The organism is Mycolicibacterium novocastrense (assembly GCF_001499835.1).
Classification (GTDB): Bacteria; Actinomycetota; Actinomycetes; order Mycobacteriales; family Mycobacteriaceae; genus Mycobacterium; species Mycobacterium novocastrense.
The window spans coordinates 31,345-56,623 of the sequence record NZ_LQIH01000012.1; the positions used below are offsets into that span (position 1 = coordinate 31,345).

Here is a 25,279-nt window from a genome sequence, read left to right on the forward strand (position 1 = left end):
CCTCGGCGTTGCGCGGCCGCAACGCACGTTTGTGCTACGAGCGCGCGGGGGATGTACAGACAAGTCTCGAGCGTTCTCGAGCATCGAAGCCGGAGGCCCGCATGCAACCGATATCACCGACGGACCTGATCTTTCTGCTCGGCGAATCCCGGGAACACCCAATGCATGTCGGCGGTCTGACGCTGTACGTGCCACCGGAGGGGGCCGGACCCGACTTCCTGCACGAGCTCTACGACACCCTGGTGCAGCAGACCGACGTGCAGCCGACCTTCCGCAAACATCCGGCGTTCTTCGGCGGGCTCACCAACCTGGTGTGGTCCTCCGACAAGGACATCGATCTCGAATACCATCTGCGCCGATCGGCGCTCCCGGCGCCCGGCCGGGTGCGTGAGCTACTGGAGCTGGTCTCGAGACTGCACGGCACGCTGCTCGACCGCCATCGCCCGTTGTGGGAGGCCCACCTGATCGAGGGACTGGCCGACGGACGTTTCGCGATCTACACGAAGTTCCACCATTCGCTGATCGACGGCGTATCGGCGATGAAGCTGATGCAGCGGTCGCTGACGACCGACCCCACCGACACATCCGTTCAGGCGCTGTGGAGCCTGCCGCCGCGCCGCCGGTCGGGCTCGAAATCCGGTCCGTCACTGCTGCGGACGGTGAGCGAGGCCGCGAGCTCTGTCGCCGGTCTCGCACCGACCACGTTGTCGCTGGCGCGGGCCGCCCTCATCGAGCAAGAGCTCACCCTTCCGTTTCGCGCGCCGAAGACCATGTTCAATGTGCGCATCGGCGGGGCGCGACGGGTCGCGGCCCAGTCGTGGGCGTTGGAGCGCATCCAGAAGGTCAAAAGCGCTGCGGGCGTGACCGTCAATGACGTCGTGTTGGCCATGTGCGCGGGGGCATTGCGGGAGTATCTGGCGGAGGAGAACGCGTTGCCGGACGCGCCGCTGGTTGCGATGGTCCCGGTGAACCTGCGCACCGAGAAGGACGCCGAGGGCGGCGGGAACCTGGTGGGTGCGGTCCTGTGCAATCTCGCCACCGATCTCGGGGATCCCGTGCAACGGCTCGACGTGATCGCCACGTCGATGCGCGACAACAAGAGGGTCTTCTCCGAGCTGCCGCGGGTTCAGCAGCTGGCGGTGTCGGCGGTGTTGGTGGGCGGGCTGGCGCTCGGCTTGCTGCCGGGCTTCGTCTCCACCTCGCCACCGCCGTTCAACATCGTGATCTCCAACGTTCCGGGCGCGAGGCAGCCGATGTACTTCAACGGCGCGCGACTCGACGGCAACTACCCGTTCTCGATTCCGCTCGACGGGCAGGCGCTCAACATCACATTGGCCAACAATGCCGACAACCTCGACTTCGGATTGGTCGGCGACCGGCGAAGCGTGCCGTCGCTTCAGCGGCTGCTCGGCCACCTCGAGACGTCGCTGAAGGATCTGGAGCGCGCGGTCGGCGTCTAGCGAGCGCGCCACCCGTCGGGCATCCCGTCGCGCTTTCGGTATACCGTTCCCGCTATGAGTCGAGTGTCGATCATCACGGGCGGTGCCGGTGGGATGGGTCAGGCGACCGCCCGCATCCTCGGACAAGACCATGCCCTGGTCCTGTGCGACGTCAGGAAGGACCGGCTCGACACCGCGGCCGCGGAGTTGGCCGACGCGGGGATCGCGGCCACCGCCGTGCACTGTGATGTCACCGACCGGGCGGCGGTCGACCGGCTGTTCGAGACGGCGACCGGGCTCGGAACCATCGCCTCGGTGGTCCACACCGCCGGCGTGAGCCCCAGCATGGGTGACGCCGAATATGTGATGCGCACCAACGCGATCGGCACGGTCAACGTCAATGAGGCGTTCTTCGAGGCGGCCTCCGAGGGCGCGGCGATCGTGAACGTCGCGTCGATGGCCGCGCACATGCTGCCCGACGAGATGATCCCCAAAGGCAAGTTCGCGCAAGCGATGGTCGCTCAGGACGCGTTCATGGAGGACATGCTGGCCGCATGCGACATCGCCGGGCCGGAGGCGCGCTCGGGCATCGCGTATGCGATCAGCAAGAGCTTCGTCCGGTGGTACAGCTCGTCTCAGGCCGAACGGTTCAACGGCAAGGGCCTGCGCATCGTCTCGGTCTCACCGGGATCCGTCGACACCGAGATGGGCAGGCTGGAGGAGCAGGCAGGTGCCGGCGCGATGGTCGCGGACGCCGCCGTCCCGCGATGGGGCACACCGCAGGAGATGGCCGAGCTGTTCGCGTTCTGCGTCAGTTCCAAGGCGAGCTACCTCACCGGCACCGACATCCTGAACGACGGCGGAGTGGTCGCCTCGATGACGGAGCGGGCGCGTAAGGCGGCCGAAAGCGCCTGAGGCGCAGTTGGTTCAGATGTGCGACGGTAGCGGGCCCACCAGTTTGGCGGGACGACTCCACAGCGCGGCGGTCAGGCAGAACACCGCCGCCACCCCGAAAGCGACCTGCACGTTGAACAGGTCGGCCGCGCCGCCGAGCAGCGCCGCGGCGATAGGCCGTGAACCCAGGAAGCCGACGAGCCACAGCGCCATGATCCGGCCGCGCAGTACCTCGGGTGCCCGTTCCTGAACGAGGGTGCTGAGCCCGGTCATGGCCCAGCCGAACCCCAGCCCGGCGAGCGCGAACCCGGCCAGCGCGAGCGCGGGGGTCGGCGCCACGGCCAGCGATGCGCAACCCGCGCCGAGCCCGGCCATACCGAATGCAGACACGTTCTGTGACGCCATCCGGCCCCGCATGAGCGCCAGCGTCGCCATCCCGACCGCCGCGCCGACACCGAACACGGCGGACAGCGTCCCGACCAAACTGGCGCCGCCACCCAGTTCGTCGGCCATCGACGGGGTCAGGGTGATCGACGAGTCGGATGCCAGCCCGACGGTGGTCACTGCGAGCAGCGCCAGGAACAGCGGGCGATCCCGCCAGACGTATCGGAGCGCCACGCGCACGCGGTAGTCGGTGTCGGCGTGCCGGGTCGGCGGTGCGGGGAATCGCACCGCGAGAAGGGACAGCGCGAACACGAGATGCAGTCCGGCACTGACTCCGAACGCCGCACCGGCACCGAGGTGCGCGGCGATGTACGCGCCCGCGGCGGGCCCGACGATGCGTCCGACGGTCATCGGAAAGCTGTTGAGCGCCATCGCCGTCGACAGTTCACCGTCGCGGATGAGGTTCGGCACGATCGACTGCATCGCCGGTCCCCCCACCACGAATCCGAAGCCGACCAGCAAGGTGCCCAGGAGCACGGGAATGGCATCGGAGATGTCGTGTCCGGCGGGATCGGCCAGCAACCACACCGCGGTGAAGCCGGAGCCCGCCACACACAACACGCGGCCGAGCAGGATCTGTCGCGCCGGGTCCCCGGTGTCGGCCCATTTGCCGCTGATGGGACTCAGGATCAACTGCGGTGCGAACTGGACCACGCCGACCAAACCCACCATGAGGGCCGATCGCGTCGCGTCGTACATCACGATCGCGGCGACGATGCCGTGCGTCCACACGGCCACGACCGAGAAGATCTTGCCCCAGAACAGAGCGCCGAACACCGGGTCGAAGATCAACCCGAACGCACCGCGGGCCTGCGGTGGGGCGGTGGCTTCGGCGGTCATCGGGCCGACGCCCGTTCGAACCGTTCGGCCAACCGGTCGAGAAGATCGACCAGGGTGTCGACGCTGGTGTCGGGCCAGTCCTCGATCATCTCGGCGACCAACTCGCGCCGTCGATCGGTCACCGTCTGCGACGCCTGGTGACCGGATTCGGTCAGCACGAGCATGCAGCGGCGCTGATCGTCGGCGGCGAAGGTCTTCGTCACCAGGCCGGCGGAAACGACCGCGGCCACCGACCGGCTCGCGGTCGAGTGGTCGACGGCAAGGAAATCGGCGACGTCGCGAATGGAGGCGCCGCCGGAAAGCTGCTGGCACTGCTCGACCGCGCGCAGCACCCGCAGGGTCGAGGCGCTGGTCACGGGGCCTGCGCCGACGAGAAGGCGATCCCGCCAGCCCGGCCGCTGCCGCGCGACCGCGATGCGGGTCAGCAGTTCGTCGAGTTGGTCGTATCGGGACGGTGGCACTAAGTATGCATAGCACATACATATATTCGGCGGGAAATCGTCGATGGGCGTCAGACCGAGTGGGGCCGCTCCTCGCGTGTCGGAGCCGCACCGGGACGGTGAAAGGATGAGGCGTGACGTTTCGTCTGCACGATCCCGACCGGCGGGGTTTCGCCAGCGACAACAATGCCGGCGTCCTTCCAGAGGTGCTCGCCGCGCTCGCCGCCGCCAACGGCGGTCACCAACCCGCATATGGGCAGGACGCCTATACCGCGCGGTTGCAGGAGGTGATCGGCGAACACTTCGGCGCCGGCGCCGAGGTCTATCCGGTCTTCAACGGCACCGGCGCGAATGTGGTTGCGCTGACCAGCGTTCTGCCGCGCTGGGGTGCCGTCGTCACCGCGTCGACCGCCCACATCCACACCGACGAAGCCGGCGCGCCCGAGCGCATGACCGGGATCAAGCTGCTGACCGTGCCCACACCGGACGGCAAGCTGACCCCGGAACTCGTCGCCCGCGAAGCGTGGGGATTCGGTGACGAGCACCGGGCCCAGCCGCTCGCCGTGAGCATCACCCAGACGACCGAGATGGGCACCGTGTACACCCCGGCCGAGGTGCGAGCGGTGGCCGACTTCGCCCATGCCAACGGAATGGCGGTGCACATGGACGGCGCGCGGCTGTGGAACGCGGCGGCCGCGCTGGGCGTGCCGTTTCGGGCGTTCACCGCGGACGCGGGTGTCGACATCCTCAGCTTGGGCGGGACGAAGAACGGGTTGCTCGGCGCCGAGGCCGTCGTCGTGCTCGACGCGGCCCGCGCGAATGGCCTGCGGTATCTGCGGAAGCTGACGATGCAGCTGGCGAGCAAGATGCGCTTCGCCTCGGTCCAGCTGCTGACGCTTTTCGAGAACGACCTCGGCCTGCGCAGCGCCGCGCACGCCAATGCGATGACGGCGCGGCTGCGCTCGGCGCTCGAGGCCAACATGGCCGAGGGACGGCTGAATGGGCTCGCGTTCACCCAGGACAGTCCGGCGAACGCGATCTTCGCGACGCTGCCGACCGACGCGGCCGACCGCATCCGCCGGCGGGTGCGGTTCTACGACTGGGACCGGTCGCGCGGCGAGGTGCGCTGGATGACGGCGTGGGACACCACCGAGGCCGACGTCGACGAGTTCGTGGCGGTGATCGTCGCCGAGCTGTGACGCCGAACCGCACTGGCATGATGCCGGGGTGACTTATCGCGTTCCGACCCTCGCCGAGATCGTCGCCACGCTCGAGGTGGACCGACGGGGCGACCGCCACTTCGTCGCGACGCAACTCGACAACCCGGCACACCACATCGTGGGCGGACACATCGCCGGCCAAGCCCTGATGGCGGCCAGCAGGACGGCCCCCGGCCGCACCCCACACAGTGCTCACGTCTACTACGTCCGCGCAGGCGATGCCCGCTATCCGGTCGACCTCCACGTGGACGTCGCCCGCGACGGCGGAACGCTGTCGACCCGCCAGGTCACCGCCCGCCAGGACGACCAGATCCTGCTCGAGGCGCTGGTGTCGCTGAGCGCGCCCGTCGATTCACTCGACTACCAACAGCCGATACCCGATGTGCCACAACCGGATTCGCTCCCGCCGGTGCAGGAGCAACTGGCGGACTTCGCCGACGAACACAACGGCTTCTGGGTGCGGCCACAGCCCTTCGACCTGCGCTACGTCGACGCGCCGCCGCGCCTGGCGCTCGAGCTCGGCGAGCCGTCGCCGCGGATGCGGATGTGGTGGCGGCCCGGTGAGCCGGTAGCCGACGACGAGGTGCTGCACAGCTGCCTGCTGGCCTATCTGTCAGGCACCACCATGGTCGAAACGGCGCTGGCCATGCGCGGCGCCACCCCGATCGGGACGTTCAACGCGCTGATCGACCACGCGCTCTGGTTTCACCGGCCGGTCGACATGTCGGATTGGGTGCTGTCGGACCAGTTTTCGCCGAGCGGTATCGCCGGGCGCGGGCTGAGCACCTCGACGATGTACAACCGGGCGGGACAGCTCGTCTGCCTGGCCACCCAGGAACTGTATTTCGGCCGGGCGGCCGCCTGAACGTCAGCGCCCGGTCGCCCCGTCGATCTGTTCACGCAGGATGTCCATGTGGCCCGCGTGCCGACCGGTCTCCTCGATCATGTGCACCAGCGCCCACCGCATCGAGGGCCCGGAGCCGCCCTTGGCCGGTCGTGGTGCGCGCGACTCCAGGTCCTCACAAGCGGCGATGACGGCGTTGGCCCGGGTGACGGCAGTCCGGTATGCGTCGACCAGACCGTCGACGGTTTCGGCCGGTCCGGCGTGAAAGGTCGCCGACCAGTCATCGACATCCTCACCGAGGAACGTGTAGCGCTCCACGTACGCAAGGTGTTTGAGCAACCCGAGCAGGTTGGTGCCGGAGGGCACACCCGCGGCGCGCGCCGCGGGTTCGGGTGCACCTCGCACCTTGTCTACGACACAGGTCCGCAGATAATCGAGAAACCCGACCAGTACCTCCTTCTCGGTCGAACCGGTGGAGGGTGGCCGATGATCTCGACGTCGTTGCGACACCGTCGAACTATCTCATCCCGGCTGGTGTGCGGTCTCGCCCAGCGAACCGAGCGTGAAGACGCGAACCTGGCCGGCGACCTTCGCATGACATTGCGACAGAAGGGGTTCGGACAACTCCTCGTGCAGGATCACCTCGATGGGCCCGGCTTCACCGTCGAGCAGGACCTGGATCCGGTGTTCACCGCGTTCGACGTGCAGAGGGTGCAGCGCATCGATACGATCGTCGCCGTAGCGCTCGCGGGCAAAATACTGGGCGGCCTGCACGGCGTGCGGTAGCGATGTGCGTCCGCGCAGGAACCGGTTGTCCAACCGCCCCTCGAGGTACAGGCGTACCAGCCCCGCGGCGTCGGCGGAGTCGACCCGGCCGTAGCACAGGCCTTCAGGCAGGATGAGCATGGTGGCCGCGAACCGGTCACCACCGAGATGCGAACACTCCCAGGTGAATTCCGGATACTCGGCGGCGATCGCGCGGCACGCGCTGCGGCCGCGCACCGCGCAACATTGGTCGTGTTTGCCGTGCGAGCAGATCGCGATCACCGGATCGGTCGTCACGCTGCCGTCACTGCCGTCCAACGAGAGCTCGAGAAAATCTCGGGGGTCGTCGACCTCACCGTGGTGAAGCGCCTCGTCCCCGACCCCGCAGTGCGCCACATACCAGCGCCATCGCGGCGTATCGGGTCGGCGACCGTGCTTGCGAATCGCGGTGATGCGCATTCCCGCCTTCTCCACCCGCCGCACGATCGCACGGCCGAGTTGCGGGTCAATGCAGTTGGGCGACTGCAGAAACGCCGACGGTCCCCAGGCGCCGTTCAACTCCAGCAGCAACCACGACGAACCCGCCGATGCGGTGCCGTACATCGGGTCGTCGCGGGCCAGCGATTGGTCGCTGCACGGGATTCTCTTGGCGGCGGTCATCCGGCATCTGCCGGAGAGTTCCGTTGCACGGGAACGGCGCTGTTCACCGGAACGAGGACGCCCTCCCGCAGCAACCGCCGGATGAGGACCGCCGCATCGGCGGCGTCCAGGCCGGGCATGTTCGCGGCATCCACGGTGTTGCCCTGATGCACGGCCCGAACGGCCTCGGCGCACATCTTCGGAAACGTGATGGTCCGATCGGGCAGGCGCAACACGATCCGGTCACCGGACCGGTCGACGGTCGCGCTCAGCCCATGTCGCCACCGCACCATCGTCTCCCCGGCCCGATCGGCCGCCGCGAGAGAGGCCAGCGGCCGCACGGCCACCGGACGGGTCCGGTCGGCGTGACGCCGTGACAAGTGCGCGGCAGCGCCCGCGCCCAGAGTCGCCGCATCGTCGCGCACCGAGCCGACCATTTCCGCCATGACCTTCGACACCGTCGCCATCGTCTCATCGGCATCGGCGACACCCATGGGCAGTGACTCACGGAAGGTCGCGTCGGCGGCCAACTGGTCGACGACGGCGCGCGCCACGTCGACCGCCGTCACCGGGGAGGTCCCGATGGTGAGATGGATCGACGTCATCTCCATCGCCTGAGCCGAATGCACCCAGCCGCGCGGCAGATAGAGGGCGTCGCCCTCCTCGAGCACCGTGTCGATGATCGGTGCGTCCTCGGCGACTCGTCTCTCGATGGCAGCGCGGTGGCCCGTCCACGGCTGCGACGGCAGCGGGTGCTCGAACACCGGCTCGTGCACGATCCAGCGCTTCTGACCCGAGACCTGCAGAACAAAGACGTCGTGCACGTCGTAATGCGGATCGAAACCTCGGTTGACCGGCGGGGTGATGTACGCGTTGGCCTGCACCGGATGACCGAGATCGTCGACCGCCTGCCGGACGAAATCGATCAGCGGAGGCCACAGCCGGTGCAGGCCCTGCAGCACTATCGTTGCGCCCGAGGCGAACTGGCTCAGCAGCTTGGCCGAGTCGATCTGGTCGCCGATCTCCGCGCCGAAGCCGGCGGGCCCGAGATAGCAGTCCTTGGGCAGGACGTCGCCCTCTTTGGCCAGCCGGATGAACGGTGCGCGCACCCCGCGCTCGGCGATCAGTTCGTCGACCGCCTCGGGCGACAGCAGATCGCTGAAGTCGCGGGGTAACGCCTCGGCCCGGGTGAGCAACGGTTGACGGCCCCAGTACTCGTCGGCGAACCGCCGGGCGTCAACCGCAGCGCAGCGCCCAAGCATCATTGGGTGAGGATCACGCGGTCCCGTCGGCGCCCCCGTCGTGGCCTTCGGGATTGGAGCCGCCGTCGGCCGGGCCTTCACCACCGGCGGTCCCGTCGGCGCCGCCGTCGTGGCCTTCGGGGTTGGAGCCGCCGTCAGCGGGGCCTTCACCACCGGCTGTGCCGTCGGCGCCGCCGTCGTGGCCTTCGGGGTTGGAGCCGCCGTCGGCGGTACCCTCGCCGCCTGCGCCCGAGGTGGTGATGTCGTCATCGTCGAGTGCCATGTCGATCCCTTCCGTTGGGCTGTGGTCCCCAGGGAGTTGCCCCGGACTGTGCCGACGAAACACCGCGAAACTATGGTCGAGCGGTGACGATCTCCTACGACGAGTCGCTGCGCGAGCGGATCCAAGCGAACCTGTCGGGACACGAACGTCGCGCCGTGAGCGACCCGACGAAAAGGCACGCCGCGGTCGCCGTCGTGCTCGTCGATTCCGAGGTCGGCGAGGACAGGGTCGACCCGGTCGACGTCGACGGCTGGAACGACGGGCGAGGGATGCCCGACGCCGGTCTGGACGGCCGCATGGTCGACGTCTCCGGGGGCGCTGCTTTCTTCCTGTGTCGCAGGGCATCCCGGCTGACCTCACACGCCGCGCAGTGGGCGCTGCCCGGTGGCCGGCTGGACCCGGGCGAGACGGTGGTCGACGCGGCGTTGCGCGAGCTGGACGAGGAGGTCGGCGTCAGGCTGCCGGATTCGACGGTGCTGGGTCTGCTCGACGACTACCCGACGCGGTCGGGATACGTCATCACCCCGGTGGTGATCTGGGGCGGGGGACGGCTCGCGCCGCGCCCGGCGCCCGACGAGGTCGTCGCGGTGTACCGGGTCGGGCTGCATCAGCTGCAGCGCCCCGACTCCCCGCGGTTCATCGAGATCCCCGAGAGCCCACGGCCGGTGGTGCAGGTCCCGCTGGGCAACGACCTGATCCACGCTCCGACCGGAGCGGTGCTCCTGCAGCTGCGCTGGCTGGGATTGGAGGGCCGGCACGATCCGGTCGACGAACTCGAGCAACCGGTCTTCGCCTGGAAGTAGAACGAGCACAATGCGGATGAAGCGACATTGATGGGCAAGCGGGGCCGAAGGCGGGTATCCGGCCGGCAACCGCACGAAAGGAACGGGGTAGACCGTGAAACTGGCGTTGAGTGACGAGGACGCGGCATTCCGCGAGGAGCTGCGACGGTTCTACACCTCCGAGATCCCCGAGGACATCCGCGAGCGGGGCAAGACCGGGCACTCGAAGTTTCCCGAGGACATGGTCACCAGCCAGCGGATTCTTCACGCCAACGGGCTGGCCGTGCCGAACTGGCCGGTCGAGTGGGGCGGCAAGGAATGGACGCCGCTGCAGCGCCAGATCTGGCTGGACGAGATGCAGCTGGCCGGCGTGCCCGAACCGCTGGCATTCAACACCAAGATGGTCGGCCCGGTGATCGCCCAATTCGGCTCGCAGGCCATGAAGGAACGCTTCCTGCCGCCGACGGCCAACATCGACATCTGGTGGTGTCAGGGCTTCTCCGAACCGGAGGCCGGCTCGGACCTCGCGTCGCTGCGGACCACGGCCGTCCGCGACGGGGACACCTACGTCGTCAACGGCCAGAAGACGTGGACGACGCTCGGTCAGTACGCCGACTGGATCTTCCTGCTGGCGCGCACGGACCCCAACGCGCCCAAGCGGCAGGCCGGTATCTCCTTCCTGTTGGCCGAGATGTCGACCCCGGGCATCACGCTGCGTCCGATCGAGCTGATCGACGGCAGCTACGAGGTCAACGAGGTCTTCTTCGAGGACGTGAGAATTCCCGCCGATCAACTCGTCGGCGAGGAGAACCAGGGCTGGACCTACGCCAAGTTCCTGCTCGGCAACGAGCGCACCGGCATCGCCCGCATCGGGCTGACGAAACTGTGGATGTCACAGGTGAAGGAACACGCCGCCAAGCTCGAGGTCAACGGCACACCGCTGCTCGAGGACCCGTTGTTCGCCGCGCGGGTCGCCGAGATCGAGACCGGACTGCTCGCGCTGGAGCTCACGCAGATGCGGGTCAGCGGATCGGAGGCCGACGGCAAGCCGAACCCCGCGTCGTCGATCCTCAAACTGCGCGGCAGCCAGCTGCAGCAGGCCGCAACCGAGTTGTTCGTCGAGGTGGCCGGGCCGGAGGCGTTACCGTTCGACGCCGGCGACCTCGACGTGCCGACCTGGGCGCAGGACGCCGCGCCCCGCTACCTGAACTATCGGAAGACGTCGATCTACGGCGGTACCAACGAGGTTCAACGCACCATCATCGCTTCGACCATCCTGGGATTGTGAGCCTGCCGTGGACTTCGACCTGACCGAGGAACAGCAACTACTGCGTGACGTCACCCGCGACGTGCTGGCGGGCCGCGAGAGCGTCCGGACCGAAGGGGACCCCAGCTGGAGCCGTGAGGTCTGGGGCCAATTGGCCGAAGTCGGCATCCTCGGGCTCGGATTCGATCCCGACGAGGCCGGCCAGATCGAGGCAATGGTGGTGTTGACCGAGATCGGCAGACGGCTCGCGCCCGAACCGGTCGCCCAGGCCGCGTTGATCCCCGGCGTCCTGATCGCCGAGGTGGGCAGCGACCAGCAGAAGGAGATCCTCGACGCCGTGGCGGCCGGTGAGACCCTGCTGGCCTTCGCCCACGCGGAGCCCGGGTCGCGGCTTCCGGCCGCCGAACCGACCACGCGCGCCGAACGAAGCGGCGATGCCTGGACGCTCACCGGTCGCAAGAATCCCGTGCTGGCCGGTGACACCGCCGACACCATCGTCGTCACCGCGGCGCTGCCCGGCGGTGGGGTGGGGCTGTTCGTCGTCGACGGTGCGGCGGTGAACCGGGCGCCGTATCGGACGTTCGACGGCCGCGGTGGTGCCCAAATCGACCTCGACTCCACACCGGCCGAACCCCTCGGCGGCGGCGGAGATGCGACCGAACACGTCACCCGCACGGTCATCCGTTCTCAGTCGGCGCTGTGCGCGGAGGCGGTCGGAGCGATGGAGGAGGCGCTGCGGCTCACTACCGAATACCTCACCAGCCGAAAGCAATTCGGGGTCCCGCTGAGCAAGTTCCAGACCCTGACGCAGCGCGCGGCCGACATGTACGTCTCGCTCGAACTCGCGCGCAGCATGAACTTCTACGCCGCGATGTCGATCGCCGACGGCAGGTTCGACCCGCTGATCGCCGCGCGAGCCAAGTTCCAGATCGGACGGTCCGGACGGCACATCGCGCAGGAGGCGATTCAATTGCACGGCGGCATCGGGATGACCGCGGAGTATCCCGTCGGCCACTACGCGGCGCGGCTCACCGCCATTGACAACACGTTCGGCACCACCGACGACCAACTCCGCACGCTCATCGGACACGTCGGCGACTACGGAACGGTGTCGCTGTAGGTCCTGCGTGAGCGCGCACCCTTGTCCGGTTTCCGGCCGCGTAGCTGTACAAAGCTGAGTGCTCGGCCCGGCGGCTTGTCGGGCTGAGGGCATGATGGGTGGGCCCGCGCATCGCCGCGGATGCTCGGCAGCGAAGGGTGTGCATGTTCATCGTCATCCTCGGCACGGTGCTGGTGCTGATGCACGCCTATCTGTGGAAGCGGCTGATCAAGGACACCACCCGGCCCGGTCGAGTGCGATGGATACTGAGCGCCGCCTTCGCCGGGCTGGCAGGACTGTTGCTCGCCGCGCTCTTCCTGCCCCGCCTGACAGGTCCGGCCGACGCGGGCTGGTACGCGTGGCCGGGCTACGTGTGGTTCGGCCTGGCCGCGTACCTGCTGTTGGCGCTGCTGGTACTCGAACCCGTGCGACTGGCGCTGCGGCGGTGGGTCCGCGGGGATGCGGCTGCAGAACCCAAGGACGCGAACGTGCTCAGCCGCCGGTTGTTTTTGGCCCGCGCGAGTGCCGTCGCCGCAGGCGCAGCGTCGGTGGGTCTGGTCGGTGTCGGGACGGCCACCGCGCTGAGTCCGCCCGATGTGCTGCGGGTACCGGTGCGGCTGCGCAATCTCGACCCGGCGTTTCGCGGGTTTCGCGTCGCGGTGGTGTCCGACATCCACCTCGGACCGCTGGCAGACAGGGCGCACACCGAGCGGATCGTCGACATGATCAACGAGACCGACCCCGACCTCGTCGCGATCGTCGGTGACGTCGTCGACGGCTCGGTCGCCGAACTCGGCCCGGCCGCAGCGCCATTGGGTGATATCACCGCACGAGAGGGCGCCTTCTTCGTCACCGGAAACCACGAGTACTTCGTCGACGACACACTCGAGTGGCTACGCGAGATGGAGCGGTTGGGCATCCAACCGTTGCGTAACGAGAACACCGTGATCCGCCGCGGCGGTGCCGTGTTCAACCTGGCGGGGGTCAACGACATCGCCGGTGAAAGAGTCTCGGACGGGCCGGATTTCGACCGCGCCCTGACGGGTGTCTCCTCGGCCGGCCCGACGGTGCTGCTCGCGCACCAACCGGTGCTCGTCGAGGAGGCCGCCGCGCGCGGAGTGGACCTGCAGCTGTCCGGGCACACCCACGGCGGGCAGATGTGGCCGTTCCACTACCTCGTGCGCGCCGTGCAGCCCTCGCTCGCGGGCCTTTCGACAGTCGACGACACCCAGCTGTACGTGACCCGCGGCGCGGGGTTCTGGGGTCCGCCGGTGCGCATCGGGGCTCCGCCGGATATCACGGTGCTCGCGCTGGAGCCATAGTTGCCTGGTACGGCCGTACCAGGAACGACGCGGGCGCTCCTTAGACTGCTCCCATGATGGCCCGTTCCGTACCGCACGACGGCCTGCTGCGGATCGAGGACTGCCTGGACGCCGACGGCCGGGTGGCGGTGCCCGCCGGGGTGAACCTGATCTCCCTGATCGACCGCAACATCGCCAACGTCGGCGACGCGCCGGCCTACCGCTACCTCGATCACACCGGTGACGGACGGATCGACGAACTCACCTGGAGACAGCTCGGGGTACGCCTGCGGGCGGTCGCCGCGACCCTGCAGCGCGTGACCCGGCGAGGCGACCGGGTCGCGATCCTGGCGCCGCAGGGACTCGACTACGTCGTCGCGTTCTTCGGTGCGATCAAGGCGGGCGCGATCGCGGTCCCGCTGTTCGCACCCGAGTTGCAGGGGCACGCGCAACGACTGGACACCGCGCTGCGCGACTGCGAACCGTCCGTCGTGGTGACCACAGCGGCCGCGGCCTCGAACGTGCGCAGCTTCCTGTCTGACCTCGACGGCGTACCGGCGCCTCGGGTCGTCGTGATCGACAATATAGGCGCGACAGGCGATTTCGAGCCGGTCGAGCTGGCGCTCGACGCCGTATCCCATCTGCAGTACACCTCCGGTGCGACGCGGCCTCCCGCCGGCGTCGAGATCACGCACCGCGCGGTCGGCACGAACCTGATCCAGATGATCCTGTCCATCGATCTGCTCGACCGGAAAGTGCACGGCGTCAGCTGGTTACCGCTGTTCCACGACATGGGCCTGTCGATGATCGGATTTCCCGCCGTGTACGGCGGACATTCGACGCTGATGTCCCCGACCGCGTTCATCCGCCGCCCGCAACGCTGGCTTCGGGCGCTCTCGGACGGGTCGCGTGAGGGCCGGGTGGTCACGGCCGCGCCGAACTTCGCCTATGAATACGCGGCGCAACGCGGCCGGCCCGCCGACGGTGAAGACCTCGACCTGAGCAAGGCGGTGCTGATCATCGGCTCGGAGCCGGTCAGCATCGACGCGATCACCGCCTTCAACGACGCGTTCGCACCACACGGGCTGCCGCCGAACGCGTTTCGGCCGTCGTACGGAATCGCCGAAGCCACGCTGTTCGTCGCCACCATCGAACCCGACGCCCACGCCGCCGCGGTGTACCTCGACCGCACGCATCTCAGCGCGGGCCGCGCGGTACCCGTCGCCGCCGATTCACCCGATGCGGTGGCCCACGTGTCCTGCGGACGGGTGGCGCGCAGCCAGTGGGCCGTCATCGTCGATCCCGACACCGGCGCCGAACTGCCCGACGGAACCGTCGGTGAGATCTGGCTGCACGGCGACAATCTCGGGCGCGGCTACTGGGGTCGGCCCGACGAGTCGCGGCACGCCTTCGAGGCCCGGCTCACGTCCCGCCTACCCGCGAGCCATGCGGAAGGCGTTGACGAGCAGGCGAACTGGCTGCGCACCGGTGATCTCGGCGTCTACCTCGACGGCGGGCTGTTCGTCACCGGACGGCGTGCCGATCTGATCATCATCGACGGCAGGCACCACTATCCGCAGGATATCGAGGCCACCGCCCAAGGCGCCTCGGCGATGGTGCGCCCAGGCCACGTCACCGCGTTCACGGTGCCCGCCCCCCACGGCGATGCGCTCGTGATCGTCGCCGAACGCGCCACCGGAACCGCGCGCAACGATCCGGCGCCCGAGATCGACGCGATCCGCGCCGATGTGCTTGCGCGGCACGGGATCCCGGTCGCTGACATCCGCTTTGTCGCCGCAGGTGTCATTCCGCGCACGACCAGCGGCAAGCTGGCTCGCGGAGCCTGCCGCAGCGAGTACCTCAGTGGGAAGCTGAAAGGTTAACCAACACCGAGCTTCTCACGCACCATGTCGGCGAGGAAGCGGGCTGCAGACACCGGGCGGAACGCGCGGGCAGCGGCGGTGAGCGCCTCCTGCGCCTCGGCGCTGAGCTCGATGTCGGCGGCTGCAACGTTGAACTCGAGCTGTTCGACGCTGGATGCGCCGGGGATCGCGACGACGTTGGGCAGGTGGATCAGCCACGCCAACGCGACCTGCGCGGGTTTGGCACCGACGTCGGCGGCGACATCGCGCAGCGTCTGCAGCAGCGGTTCGGCGCGCCGCAGGTTCTCGGTGCCGAACAGCGGGTTCGTCGCGCGCACGCCGCCGGGCCGGTTGTCGGGACCGTACTTGCCGCCGAGCAGTCCCTGCGCCAGCGGGCTGTAGGCGATCACGATGCGGTTCTCCCGTTCGGCGAACGGCACCAGACGATCGAGCGCCTTGGGATGGGCCAGCGAGAAGTGCACCTGATTGCTGATCACCGGTCGTCCGAGCGCGGTGTCGGCCCGCTGCCAGCGCGACAGCGAGTAGTTGGACACACCCGCCGCACCGATCACACCGTCATCGATCAGGTCGCGCATCCCCGGCATGATCACCGAATCGGGCACCACCGGGTTGGACTGGTGGATCTGGTACAGCGGGATCTTCTGCAGCCCGAGCCGCTGCGCGCTGGCGTGCGCGCGTTGCTTGACCACCGCCGGGAACGGGGCCACCGGGAAGACCTTGCTGGCCACGGCCACGTCGGCGCGCTGATCGCCCAGCGCCTCGCCGAGGATCCTCTCGCTCTTGCCGAAACCGTAGATCTCGGCCGTGTCGAACAACGTGACGCCCAGCGCCAGCGAACGCTGCACGATTTCTCGAGCGGGACCGACGGCGTAGCTGTCGCCGTACCCCCACTCCCGAGACCCGAACTGCCAGGTCCCGAGCCCGATACGGCTGACCCGCCCCACACCCTCGACGTCTAAGTACTTCACGTTGGCCACAGTACTGACGCGGCAGTTCGATAACGGCGGGTTTTGGCGCCCCGAGGCCGGGGTATGTGAGGCGGGCTGCAGAAAGTCGGCATGACACAAGTCTCGAAAGGCGTAACGCATGCTCGAGTTCATCTGCCCCACGTGCGGGTTTTTCAACCTCGAAGAGGCCGTTTGCGAGTCCTGCAGCGGCCGGGCCGGCGACACCGACCTGGCGATGGCCGGCTGACCATGTCTGTATACCGCTCATTGCATCCGTTCGACCTGGTCATGGCCTCGACGCGGATGTACGCGTCACTTCCCGTGGTCGGCAGGCACCTCGAGCCGTTCGCCGGCCTGACCGCGATGATGATGTACGGCCACCACTACGCACCGGCAGCGCTGCGTGGCATGGTGTCGCGTCGTCTCAGCGCCGATCCCGCGGCCGCCGCGCCCGCCGACGTCTCCGATGAGGCCATCACGCCTGGGCGCGGGAACCGGATGCCGCCCTACCTGCGCTTCCGCGCCCAGCGTCAGCGGTGCCTCTATCGCAGCTCGGTGCGCTACGGCGACCACCCCGCGCAGTTGCTCGACGTGTGGCGGCTGCCGGACCTGCCGCCCGACGCCCCGGTGCTGCTGTTCGTTCCTGGCGGCGCCTGGGTGCAGGGCTCCCGCGTCATGCAGGGCCACACGATGCTGCACCACCTGGTCAAGCAGGGCTGGGTCTGTCTGACGATGGACTACCGGGTGTCCCCGGTGAACCGGTGGCCCCGCCATATCGCCGATGTCAACGCGGCGATCGCATGGGCGCGGGCCAACGTCGACAAGTTCGGCGGCGATCGGAACTTCGTCGCGGTGGCGGGCTGCTCGGCGGGCGGGCACCTGGCCTCCCTGGCGGCCCTCACTCCCGGCGACCCGGCGTTCCGCGGCGAGCTCACCGAGGACGCCGACACCACGGTGGACGCAGTGGTCGGAATCTACGGGCGTTACGACTGGCAGGACCGGTCGACCCCTGCCCGCAAGAACTTCCAGAACTTCCTGGAGCGAGTTGTCGTGGGACGCAAGCAGTCCCGGCACCCCGACATCTTTGCTGCCGCGTCACCGCGGGCTCGCATCCACTCCGATGCGCCGCCGTTCTTCCTCATCCACGGGGACCAGGACACCATCATCCCCGTCGACGAGGCCAGGGTCTTCGCCGAAGAGCTCAGCGCGGTGTCACGAAATGTCGTGGAATACAGCGAAATCCGGCGTGCGGGACACGCGTTCGACCTGGTCGACTCGTCGCATGCGCGTCGGCTGGCGGTCGAGGTCGGCAGGTTCCTCAACGACGTCCGGGCCCGCCAACTGCAGGGTGAAACCGCCGCGGCCGTCTAGCCCGCGTTGATCGGGCGCGATGCGGGAAGTCTTGTCGCATGCGCATCGTCATCACCGGGGCTTCCGGCAACGTCGGGACCGCGCTGCTGCGGCGGCTCACCGAAAGCGACACCGGACACGACATCGTCGGGGTGGTACGAAGGCCGCCGGAGCCGACCGGTGTCTACGGTCGGGTCCACTGGCACCGACTCGACCTCGCCGATCCGGACGCGGGGACCCAGCTGCGCGGGGTCTTCGACGGCGCGGATGCCGTCGTCCACCTCGCATGGGGGTTTCAGCCGACCCGCAACACCGAATACCTGAACCGCGTCGGCGTCGGCGGCACAACGGCCGTCCTCGAGGCGGCCCATGACGCGCGGGTCGGCCGGCTTGTGCACCAGTCGTCGGTGGGCGCGTACGCGCCGGGCCGCTACGGGCAGTACGTCGACGAGTCGTGGCCGACCACCGGCATCCGGACCTCCCCCTACAGCCGCGACAAATCGGACGCCGAAGCGCTGCTGGACGCCTACGAACGCGAGAACGGGGAGGCGGGCGTTCCCATCGCGCGGATGCGGCCCGGCTTCATCGTGCAGCGCGCCGCGGCCAGCGGCCTGATGCGATACGCGCTGCCCGGTTACGTGCCGATGCTCGCGATTCCCCTGTTGCCGGTGTTGCCGCTCGACCGGCGCTTGTGCATCCCGCTCGTGCATGCCGACGATGTCGCCGACGCATTGGCCAGGGTGGTCGAGCGTGGTGCGAGCGGGCCGTTCAACGTGGCGGCCGAACCGCCGGTGGGCCGCGAGCAGGTCGCCGAGGTGTTGGGTGCGAAACCGGTCCACGTGGCCTCGGGAGTGCTCGGGGCTCTGGTCGATGTCAGCTGGCGGGCGCGGCTGCAACCGATCGACCGGGGCTGGCTCGACATGGCGTTCAGCGTTCCGTTGCTGGACTGCGGGCGCGCCGAGGCCGAACTCGGCTGGAGCCCCCGGTGGAATGCGGTCGACGCGCTCGCCGACGTCATCGGCGGGGTGGCCCGACAAGCGCACACCGAGAGTCCGCCCCTGCGACGCCGGTCGCTGATCGAGCAGTTCCAACGCGACCTCACCGAGGGCCTGCTGACGACACGACGCCTGCCGTAGATGGCCGAGCACGACGAGTCCGTCGTCATCGTCGGCGCCGGTCCCTGCGGGCTGGCGATCGCACGACAGCTGCGCCACGAGTGCGGTGTCGACGCGCTCGTCGTCGATCGCGCGGATGCGGTGGCATCGGCGTGGCGGAACCGCTACGACGGGTTCCGGCTCAACACCTGTGGGTGGTGGTCACATCTGCCCGGGCAGCGGATACCACTGCGCTACGGACGCTGGCCGACCCGCGACGACATGGTCGACTACTTCGACGATTACGTGCGCCGACAGCATCTACGAATAGCACTGGGGTGCAACGTGGTTCGGGTAGACCGGGGGCGGGGCGGCTGGCGGCTGCGGACCGACGGCGCGCCTTTCACCGCGGCGGCCGTCGTCATCGCGACCGGCAACTATCACACGCCGGTGCTACCCGAGTGGGCTGGAATCGAGGAATTCACCGGCGAGGTCCTGCATTCCGAGCACTACCGCAACGCCGCGCCTTTCGCCGGCCGGGACGTTTTGGTGGCGGGCGCGGGGAACTCGGCGACCGACATCGCGTTGCAGCTCAGCGACGGGGTGGCCCGCCGGGTGTGGATGGCGGTGCGCACGCCCCCGCATCTCGTACCGCGGTCGGCCGCCGGAATTCCGGTTGACGCGTTCAGTCCCGCATTCGAGCGTCTTCCGGTGCCGGTGCTCGATCAGGCGGCGGCCCTGATGCGCAGGGTGTGGCTCGGAGATCTTCGTCGCGAGGGCCTGCCGGTGCCGCGGCGGGGGATCTATTCGGCGCTGCTGACCGACGAACAGATCCCGACGATCGGTGACCAGCTCGTCGCACACGTCAAAGCGGGACGCATCGAGATCGTCGCCGCCGTGGAGTCGTTCGACGGTGAGAGGGTGGTGCTCGCCGACGGCAGCTCGCTGGCGCCCGACGTGGTGATCGCCGCGACCGGCTATCGGCGGGGACTCGAACCGCTCGTCGGCCACCACGGCGTGCTGGACGAGGCGGGCCGGCCTGAGGTCAACGGGCTTCCGTGCGCCGCGCCGGGGCTGTGGTTCGCCGGTTACGACGAGCCGCTGATCGGTCCACTGCGGTCCTTCCGGCTGCAGGCCTCGCCGATCGCGCGCGACATCGCAAGCCATCTCGGCGGACGTGACGAACATCATTTGAGCTCACCAAGATCAACTGCATCGGAGCGCGGCCGGCGTTCGTTGAACGAGGCGTGACGATGGCCGACCCAGACTCCGTGACGCGACGCACCCCGATCGCGCTGGCCGACCGGCTGCTCGACATCAAGCGGATCTACCACGAGCCCGACATCGAACGGTTCGCTCGCGCACGTCAGGTGCTCGAGCGCTTCCCCGACGCCGAGCGCATCGAAGTGCCCTCGCACCAGGCGATACCGGGCCTGTACGGAAACGAGGGCAACGTCGAGGACTGGGTCCGCAACAAGCGGGAAGTCCTGGTGCTGGGCGAGAAGAAGAGCCTGAGCGCGCGGCGCAACGAGCGCTCCAGCGACTGGATCGCACCGTCGACCGCGAATGGCTGCGCGATGGCGTGCTCATACTGCTACGTTCCGCGCCGCAAGGGTTACGCCAACCCGATCACGGTGTTCACCAACATCGAGAAGATCACCGGATACCTCGAGCGTCATGCCGCTCGCCAAGGTGTGAAGCCGCAACCGAACCAGTGCGACCCCGTCGACTGGGTCTACGACATCGGCGAGAACAGCGACTGTTCAGTGGACGCGATGGTCTCCGACAACGTGCGCGATCTGGTCGCGCTGTTCGGTCGAATTCCCAACGCCAAGGCCAGCTTCGCGACCAAGCTCGTCAACCGCGACCTGCTCTCCTACGACCCGCGGGGCGGAACCCGCGTGCGGTTCAGCTTGATGCCGGCCGAGGCGTCGCGGGTGCTCGACGTGCGCACGTCGAAGATCGCCGAGCGGATCGCCGCGATCGACGACTTCGTCGACGCCGGATACGAAGTGCACCTGAACTTCAGTCCCGTTGTCGTCCACGAGAATTGGTTGTCCGACTGGGCGGAGCTGCTCGAGCAGGTCGCCGACGGCACCTCGGACCGCACCAAGCAGCAGCTGGCCGCCGAGATCATCTTCCTGACCCACAACGAGGGCCTGCACGACGTCAACCTCGGCTGGCATCCCAAAGGTGAGGATCTGCTGTGGCGGCCGGATCTTCAGCAGGCCAAGCGCAGCCAGAGCGGGCAGTGGAACGTGCGCTACAAGACACCGTGGAAGGGCCGCTGGGTGGGCGAGCTGACCGACCTGATCGCCGCCAAGCTGCCGACGTGCCGGGTGCGCTACGCGTTCTGACGGTTTCAGCTGCCGCGAGCGGGTCCCTCAACTGTTGCCAGCGGGTCCCTCAAGTGCCGCGAGCGGGTCCCTCAAGTGCCGCGAGCGACCCCGCAACGCCAGCTGCGCGCGGCGTGTCGCGTGCAGACCCGGTCGCTCGCGGGAGGGGGTTTCCGGGCGGCCGGGATGAGTTCGCGAGCCGCTATCCGTTCTGGTGGGCAGGAAGCTGTCGACCAAACGGAAGGCTCATCATGAAGATCGTCGTCATCGGCGGAACCGGCCTCATCGGTTCGAAACTGGTGCAGATCCTGGACCGGCAGGGCCACGACACGGTCGCTGCGGCGCCGTCGACCGGCGTCAACACGTTCACCGGCGAGGGCTTGCGGGACGCGCTCGAAGGGGCGGCGGTGGTGGTCGACGTATCGAACTCGCCGCAGCTCGACGACTCGGCCCGAAAGTTCTTCCAGACCGCGACGACGAACCTGCTCGACGCCGAACAGGCCGCAGGCGTCGGCCACCACGTCGCGCTCTCGGTGGTGGGCACCGATGAGATGGCCCCGCAGAGCGGCTACTTCCAGGCCAAGCTCGATCAGGAACGGCTGATCAGCGACGGGCCGATCCCGTTCACGATCGTGCACGCCACCCAATTCTTCGAGTTCCTCCAGACACTCGCCGACTCGGCGACCGAGGGTGACACGGTGCGGATGCCGCCGGTGTACTTCCAGCCGATGGCCGCCGCCGACGTCGCCGAAGGGCTCGCGATCGCCGCGGTGAACGAGCCGGTGAATCGCATCGTCGAGATCGGCGGACCGGTCGAGTTCCTGCTTCCCGACCTGATCCGGACAGCGTTGACCGCCCGCGGCGATACCCGTCAGGTCGTCGCCGACCCGTCGGCCAAATACTGGGGCATCGACCTGGCCGAACGCACGCTGGTGCCCGGTGAGGGCGCGACGCTGTTCGGCACTCGGTTCGAGGACTGGATCCTGGAGGCCGCCGCGACGGCTTGACCCGGCCCCGGGGGGGGCGATTTGTGAGTGAAAACGTTTGCCCAGCGAGCGGAATCACTCACAAAATCGCGGTGTGGACCCGTCGTCGCGGGCCTCGTACGATCCAAGATCAGATCGGGTAAGCCGGCGACCGTCGCGGGTCCACCCCAGAGCGCGGTGGTGTCTATGTCTGGCCAGGGTGGAGCACAAGCCCTCCGTGGCCGCACCCGCGAATGCGAGGCGCTGAAGAACCTGGTCGCGACGGTGCGATCGGGTAGTTGTCAGGTGCTGGTCCTGCGCGGCGAGGCGGGCGTCGGTAAGACGGCCCTGCTCGATTACGTCTGTGAAACCGCGTCCGGATTTCAGGTCGTGCACGTCGCCGGGGTGGAGTCCGACATGGAACTCGCCTTCGCGGGCCTGCAGCAACTGTGCGCTCCGCTGATGACGCATCTCGACGCGATTCCCGAACCGCAGCGCGAAGCGCTCAACGTCGCGTTCGGCCGCGGCGTCGGGGAGACGCCGGACCGGTTCCTCGTCGGCCTCGCCGTGCTGAGCGTGCTGGCCGCCGCGGCCGACGAACAACCGGTGCTCTGTGTCGTCGACGATGCGCAATGGCTCGACCAGGTTTCGGTGCAGACACTCGGTTTCATCGCGCGCCGGTTGCTCGCCGAACCCGTCGCGTTGGTGTTCGCCGTCCGGGACCGACCCGAACTGCTGGCGGGTCTGCCCGAGCTGCCGATCCACGGGCTGTCCGACATCGATGCGCGAGAACTGTTGGAATCGGTGATGTTCGGCGGTATCGACACTCGGGTGCGTGACCGCATCGTCGCCGAGACGCGCGGCATTCCGCTGGCCATCCTCGAGGTGCCGCGCAGCGTGTCGGCGACCGAACTCTCGGGTGGTTTCTGGATATCGGGTAAACGCTCGTCGGCCGCAGCCGTCGAACAGGGCTTCATCCGCCGCATCCAGTCGTTACCGCAACCCACCCGGCAACTGCTGCTCATCGCCGCCGCTGAACCCATCGGCGATGCGGCGTTGTTCCTCGGCGCTGCAGCGCAATTGGGCATCCCGGTCGACGAGCTCGCCCCCGCGGAAGCCGACGGACTCATCGAGTTCGGCCCACGGATGCGGTTCCATCATCCGCTGATCCGCTCGGCCGCCTACCGTGCAGCAGAGCTGCCGGACCGCCGTGCCGTCCACCGCGCCCTCGCCGACGTCACCGATCCTTCCGTCGACCCGGACCGTCGCGCGTGGCACGCGGCCAACGCCGCGGCGGGCCCCGACGAGGGGATCGCCGCCGAGCTGGAGAACTCCGCCGCCCGGGCCCAGAGCAGGGGCGGAATGGCCGCGGCGGCAACATTTTTGGAGCGCGCCACCGCGTTGACCTCCGACCCGTTGCTGCGTGGGGCGAGGGCGCTGGCGGCCGCTTACGCCAAACGGGACGCCGCGGCACCGGGAGCTGCGCACGAACTCCTGGCGATCGCCGAACTCAGCCCCCTGACCGACCTGCAGCGGGCACAGATAGCGCGGCTGCGGGCACAGATGGACTTCGTCCGGAGCCGGGCAGGTGAAGCCGGTGCGCCGCGACTGTCACAGACCGCGCCACCGCTGCTGGACGCCGCCGGCCGCCTCCACGGTGTCGACGGTTATTCGTCCAGGGAGAGCTACCTCGAGGGAATCGCGGCTTTGATGTACGCGGGCCGCCTGGGGGAGTCTGGTGCGCTCGTGCGAGCCGCCGAGGATGCACGCGTTGCGCTGCAGGATGTCTCGGAACTGCCGCGCGCCATTGACCATCTGCTCAAAGGGGTGGCCGAACGGATCACCGGCGGGGTCGGACAGGGTTGGGCGGCGTTGCGGGCGGGGCTGGAGGCGATGTGTGAGCAGGCGGAGTCCGACGAGACCGCGGTCGGCCGATGGTTGAAGGTACCCGGATTCCCGATATTGCAGGAGTCCTCGGCCCACGAACTGTGGGACGAGCGGACATTGCGAAAGTTGTCGACCGCCGCGGTGCGCTATGCCCGTTCAACCGGAGCGCTCGCGGGCTTGCCGCGAGCCCTCATCTACCGGGCCGGCGTCCACACTTTGGCCGGTGAATTCGCCACGGCCGCGGAGCTTCTCGAAGAGGCCGCCTCGATCACCGCCGCCACCGACCACAACTCCCCGGTGCGGTACCACTGGGTGCTGCTGAGCGCGTGGCGCGGCGACGCGGCGGAGGCCGTTCCGCTGCTCGAGAGTGCCGCGGCCGACGGAATCGCCAGGGGTGAGGGACGCCTGTTGGGGCTCACCGGCTATGCGACCGCGTTGTTGTACAACGGGCTCGGCCGCTACGAGGAGGCGCTCGCCGCAGCGCGCGAGGCATGTGACTACGACGACTTCGGAATCCACGGGTGGTGTCTTTTCGAGCTCATCGAGGCGGCGACGCGCGCCGGGGCCGACGACGCGGCTAGGTGGGCCGTTGGCCGTCTCGAGGAGCGGGCAGGCGCCAGCGGCACCGACTGGGGACTCGGCGCGCTGGCCAATGCGCAGGCCCTGGTGGCCGACGGCGGCGACGCGGATCGGCTGTTCACCGAGGCCATCGAACGCCTGGCGCGCGCCGGCATCGTCGTACACGTCGCGCGGACTCGGCTCCTCTACGGTGAATGGCTGCGCCGGGCCAACCGGCGGATCGACGCGCGCCGCGAACTCACCGAGGCCCACGAGACGTTCACGCGGATCGGCGCGCGGGCCTTCGCCGAACGCGCGCGCCGCGAACTGGTGGCCACCGGGGAGAAGGTGCGCAAACAGCAGCAGAGCCCGGGCGGCGAGCTGACCGCCCAGGAAGCACAGATCGCCCGGCTCGCCGCCGACGGCCTGACCAACCAGGAGATCGGCGCCCAGCTCTTCATCAGCACACACACCGTCGAGTGGCATCTGCGCAAGGTGTTCGTCAAGCTCGGAATCACCTCGCGCAGACAGCTTCGCGGCGTGTCGTGGGCGAGCTAGTCACTCGACGAGCTTGCCGACGAGCTTCGCGGCACGCAGACCCGCGCCGCCGGTTCCTATCACCAGGACTGAGGTCGCGATCTGCCGCTGCGCTCCGGTCATGTCGACAAGAACGAATGGCTTGCGACCGAATCATCCGCGGAGTTCGTAAACCCCGGCGACCACTGGCGTTCAAGGGTTCGCCAGATCGTGGATCGGGCGAG

General features: G+C 68.6%; 22 protein-coding genes. 15 read left to right on the plus strand and 7 right to left on the minus strand.

The features are described 5' to 3' along the window. The first annotated feature begins 101 nt into the window (after positions 1-101). Both AU072_RS10485 and AU072_RS10490 read left to right on the plus strand, forming a co-directional pair. Complete coding sequence (locus AU072_RS10485) at positions 102-1,460, plus strand: WS/DGAT/MGAT family O-acyltransferase (RefSeq protein WP_064413729.1); 1,359 nt, start codon at positions 102-104, stop codon at positions 1,458-1,460. 54 nt (positions 1,461-1,514) lie between these two features. Then, positions 1,515-2,354 (plus strand): SDR family oxidoreductase, encoded by an 840-nt coding sequence (locus tag AU072_RS10490; RefSeq protein WP_064413730.1) that lies wholly within the window; start codon positions 1,515-1,517, stop codon positions 2,352-2,354. A gap of 12 nt (positions 2,355-2,366) precedes the next feature. On the opposite strand, the gene AU072_RS10495 is transcribed toward AU072_RS10490, so the two are convergent. Both AU072_RS10495 and AU072_RS10500 read right to left on the minus strand, forming a co-directional pair. Further along, the gene (locus tag AU072_RS10495) at positions 2,367-3,617 is read right to left on the minus strand and encodes an MFS transporter (protein ID WP_064413731.1); all 1,251 of its coding nucleotides are present in this window, start codon (positions 3,615-3,617) and stop codon (positions 2,367-2,369) included. Continuing rightward, complete coding sequence (locus AU072_RS10500) at positions 3,614-4,096, minus strand: MarR family winged helix-turn-helix transcriptional regulator (protein ID WP_064413732.1); 483 nt, start codon at positions 4,094-4,096, stop codon at positions 3,614-3,616. The genes AU072_RS10495 and AU072_RS10500 overlap by 4 nt, the downstream gene beginning before the upstream one ends. Before the next feature lie 95 nt (positions 4,097-4,191). On the opposite strand from AU072_RS10500, the gene AU072_RS10505 reads away from it, so the two are divergent. Together AU072_RS10505 and AU072_RS10510 are read left to right on the plus strand one after the other, a co-directional pair. After that, positions 4,192-5,256, plus strand: a complete 1,065-nt coding sequence (locus AU072_RS10505) for a threonine aldolase family protein (protein ID WP_064413733.1) — start codon at positions 4,192-4,194, stop codon at positions 5,254-5,256. A 28-nt stretch (positions 5,257-5,284) separates the two neighbouring features. Continuing rightward, a complete protein-coding gene (locus AU072_RS10510) occupies positions 5,285-6,142 on the plus strand; it encodes an acyl-CoA thioesterase (protein ID WP_064413734.1) in 858 nt (285 codons plus the stop codon). A gap of 3 nt (positions 6,143-6,145) precedes the next feature. Here AU072_RS10510 and AU072_RS10515 read toward each other — a convergent pair whose 3' ends face one another. The 4 genes from AU072_RS10515 to AU072_RS10530 are packed head-to-tail and all read right to left on the minus strand — an operon-like array spanning position 6,146 to position 9,049. Then, positions 6,146-6,631, minus strand: a complete 486-nt coding sequence (locus AU072_RS10515) for a DinB family protein (protein WP_064413735.1) — start codon at positions 6,629-6,631, stop codon at positions 6,146-6,148. 12 nt (positions 6,632-6,643) lie between these two features. Then, positions 6,644-7,546, minus strand: coding sequence for a ferredoxin family protein (locus AU072_RS10520; protein ID WP_064413736.1), 903 nt, complete (start codon positions 7,544-7,546; stop codon positions 6,644-6,646). After that, a complete protein-coding gene (locus AU072_RS10525) occupies positions 7,543-8,787 on the minus strand; it encodes a cupin domain-containing protein (RefSeq protein ID WP_064414006.1) in 1,245 nt (414 codons plus the stop codon). The genes AU072_RS10520 and AU072_RS10525 overlap by 4 nt, the downstream gene beginning before the upstream one ends. Positions 8,788-8,800: 13 nt before the next feature. After that, a complete protein-coding gene (locus AU072_RS10530) occupies positions 8,801-9,049 on the minus strand; it encodes a hypothetical protein (protein ID WP_064401961.1) in 249 nt (82 codons plus the stop codon). Positions 9,050-9,132: 83 nt separating this feature from the next. Here AU072_RS10530 and AU072_RS10535 point away from each other — a divergent pair, with 83 nt between their 5' ends. The 5 genes from AU072_RS10535 to AU072_RS10555 all read left to right on the plus strand — a co-directional run bounded on the left by AU072_RS10535 (position 9,133) and on the right by AU072_RS10555 (position 15,381). Beyond that, positions 9,133-9,852 (plus strand): NUDIX hydrolase, encoded by a 720-nt coding sequence (locus AU072_RS10535; RefSeq protein WP_064413737.1) that lies wholly within the window; start codon positions 9,133-9,135, stop codon positions 9,850-9,852. Positions 9,853-9,946: 94 nt separating this feature from the next. Next, a complete protein-coding gene (locus tag AU072_RS10540) occupies positions 9,947-11,119 on the plus strand; it encodes an acyl-CoA dehydrogenase family protein (protein ID WP_064413738.1) in 1,173 nt (390 codons plus the stop codon). 7 nt (positions 11,120-11,126) lie between these two features. Then, positions 11,127-12,218 carry an acyl-CoA dehydrogenase family protein gene (locus AU072_RS10545; protein ID WP_064413739.1) on the plus strand — a complete coding sequence of 364 codons (1,092 nt, stop codon included), beginning with the start codon at positions 11,127-11,129 and terminating at the stop codon, positions 12,216-12,218. A 143-nt stretch (positions 12,219-12,361) separates the two neighbouring features. After that, positions 12,362-13,519 (plus strand): metallophosphoesterase, encoded by a 1,158-nt coding sequence (locus AU072_RS10550; protein ID WP_064413740.1) that lies wholly within the window; start codon positions 12,362-12,364, stop codon positions 13,517-13,519. A 56-nt stretch (positions 13,520-13,575) separates the two neighbouring features. Further along, a complete protein-coding gene (locus tag AU072_RS10555; RefSeq protein ID WP_064414007.1) occupies positions 13,576-15,381 on the plus strand; it encodes a fatty acyl-AMP ligase in 1,806 nt (601 codons plus the stop codon). On the opposite strand, the gene AU072_RS10560 is transcribed toward AU072_RS10555, so the two are convergent. After that, positions 15,378-16,349, minus strand: coding sequence for an aldo/keto reductase (locus AU072_RS10560; protein WP_064414008.1), 972 nt, complete (start codon positions 16,347-16,349; stop codon positions 15,378-15,380). The two genes, AU072_RS10555 and AU072_RS10560, sit on opposite strands and share 4 nt — an antisense overlap. Before the next feature lie 228 nt (positions 16,350-16,577). Between AU072_RS10560 and AU072_RS10565 the strand changes: the two genes are divergently transcribed. The 6 genes from AU072_RS10565 to AU072_RS10590 all read left to right on the plus strand — a co-directional run bounded on the left by AU072_RS10565 (position 16,578) and on the right by AU072_RS10590 (position 25,076). Continuing rightward, entirely contained in the window at positions 16,578-17,699 is a 1,122-nt protein-coding gene (locus AU072_RS10565) for an alpha/beta hydrolase (RefSeq protein WP_082680827.1), read from the plus strand. A gap of 38 nt (positions 17,700-17,737) precedes the next feature. Further along, positions 17,738-18,814, plus strand: coding sequence for an NAD-dependent epimerase/dehydratase family protein (locus tag AU072_RS10570; protein WP_064413741.1), 1,077 nt, complete (start codon positions 17,738-17,740; stop codon positions 18,812-18,814). Next, positions 18,815-20,023 (plus strand): flavin-containing monooxygenase, encoded by a 1,209-nt coding sequence (locus AU072_RS10575; RefSeq protein WP_082680828.1) that lies wholly within the window; start codon positions 18,815-18,817, stop codon positions 20,021-20,023. A gap of 2 nt (positions 20,024-20,025) precedes the next feature. Continuing rightward, positions 20,026-21,129, plus strand: coding sequence for a spore photoproduct lyase family protein (locus AU072_RS10580; RefSeq protein ID WP_064413742.1), 1,104 nt, complete (start codon positions 20,026-20,028; stop codon positions 21,127-21,129). Between the two features lie 230 nt (positions 21,130-21,359). After that, positions 21,360-22,115 (plus strand): SDR family oxidoreductase, encoded by a 756-nt coding sequence (locus AU072_RS10585; RefSeq protein WP_064413743.1) that lies wholly within the window; start codon positions 21,360-21,362, stop codon positions 22,113-22,115. Positions 22,116-22,280: 165 nt separating this feature from the next. Then, a complete protein-coding gene (locus tag AU072_RS10590) occupies positions 22,281-25,076 on the plus strand; it encodes an ATP-binding protein (RefSeq protein WP_064413744.1) in 2,796 nt (931 codons plus the stop codon). Positions 25,077-25,279: the final 203 nt, after the last annotated feature.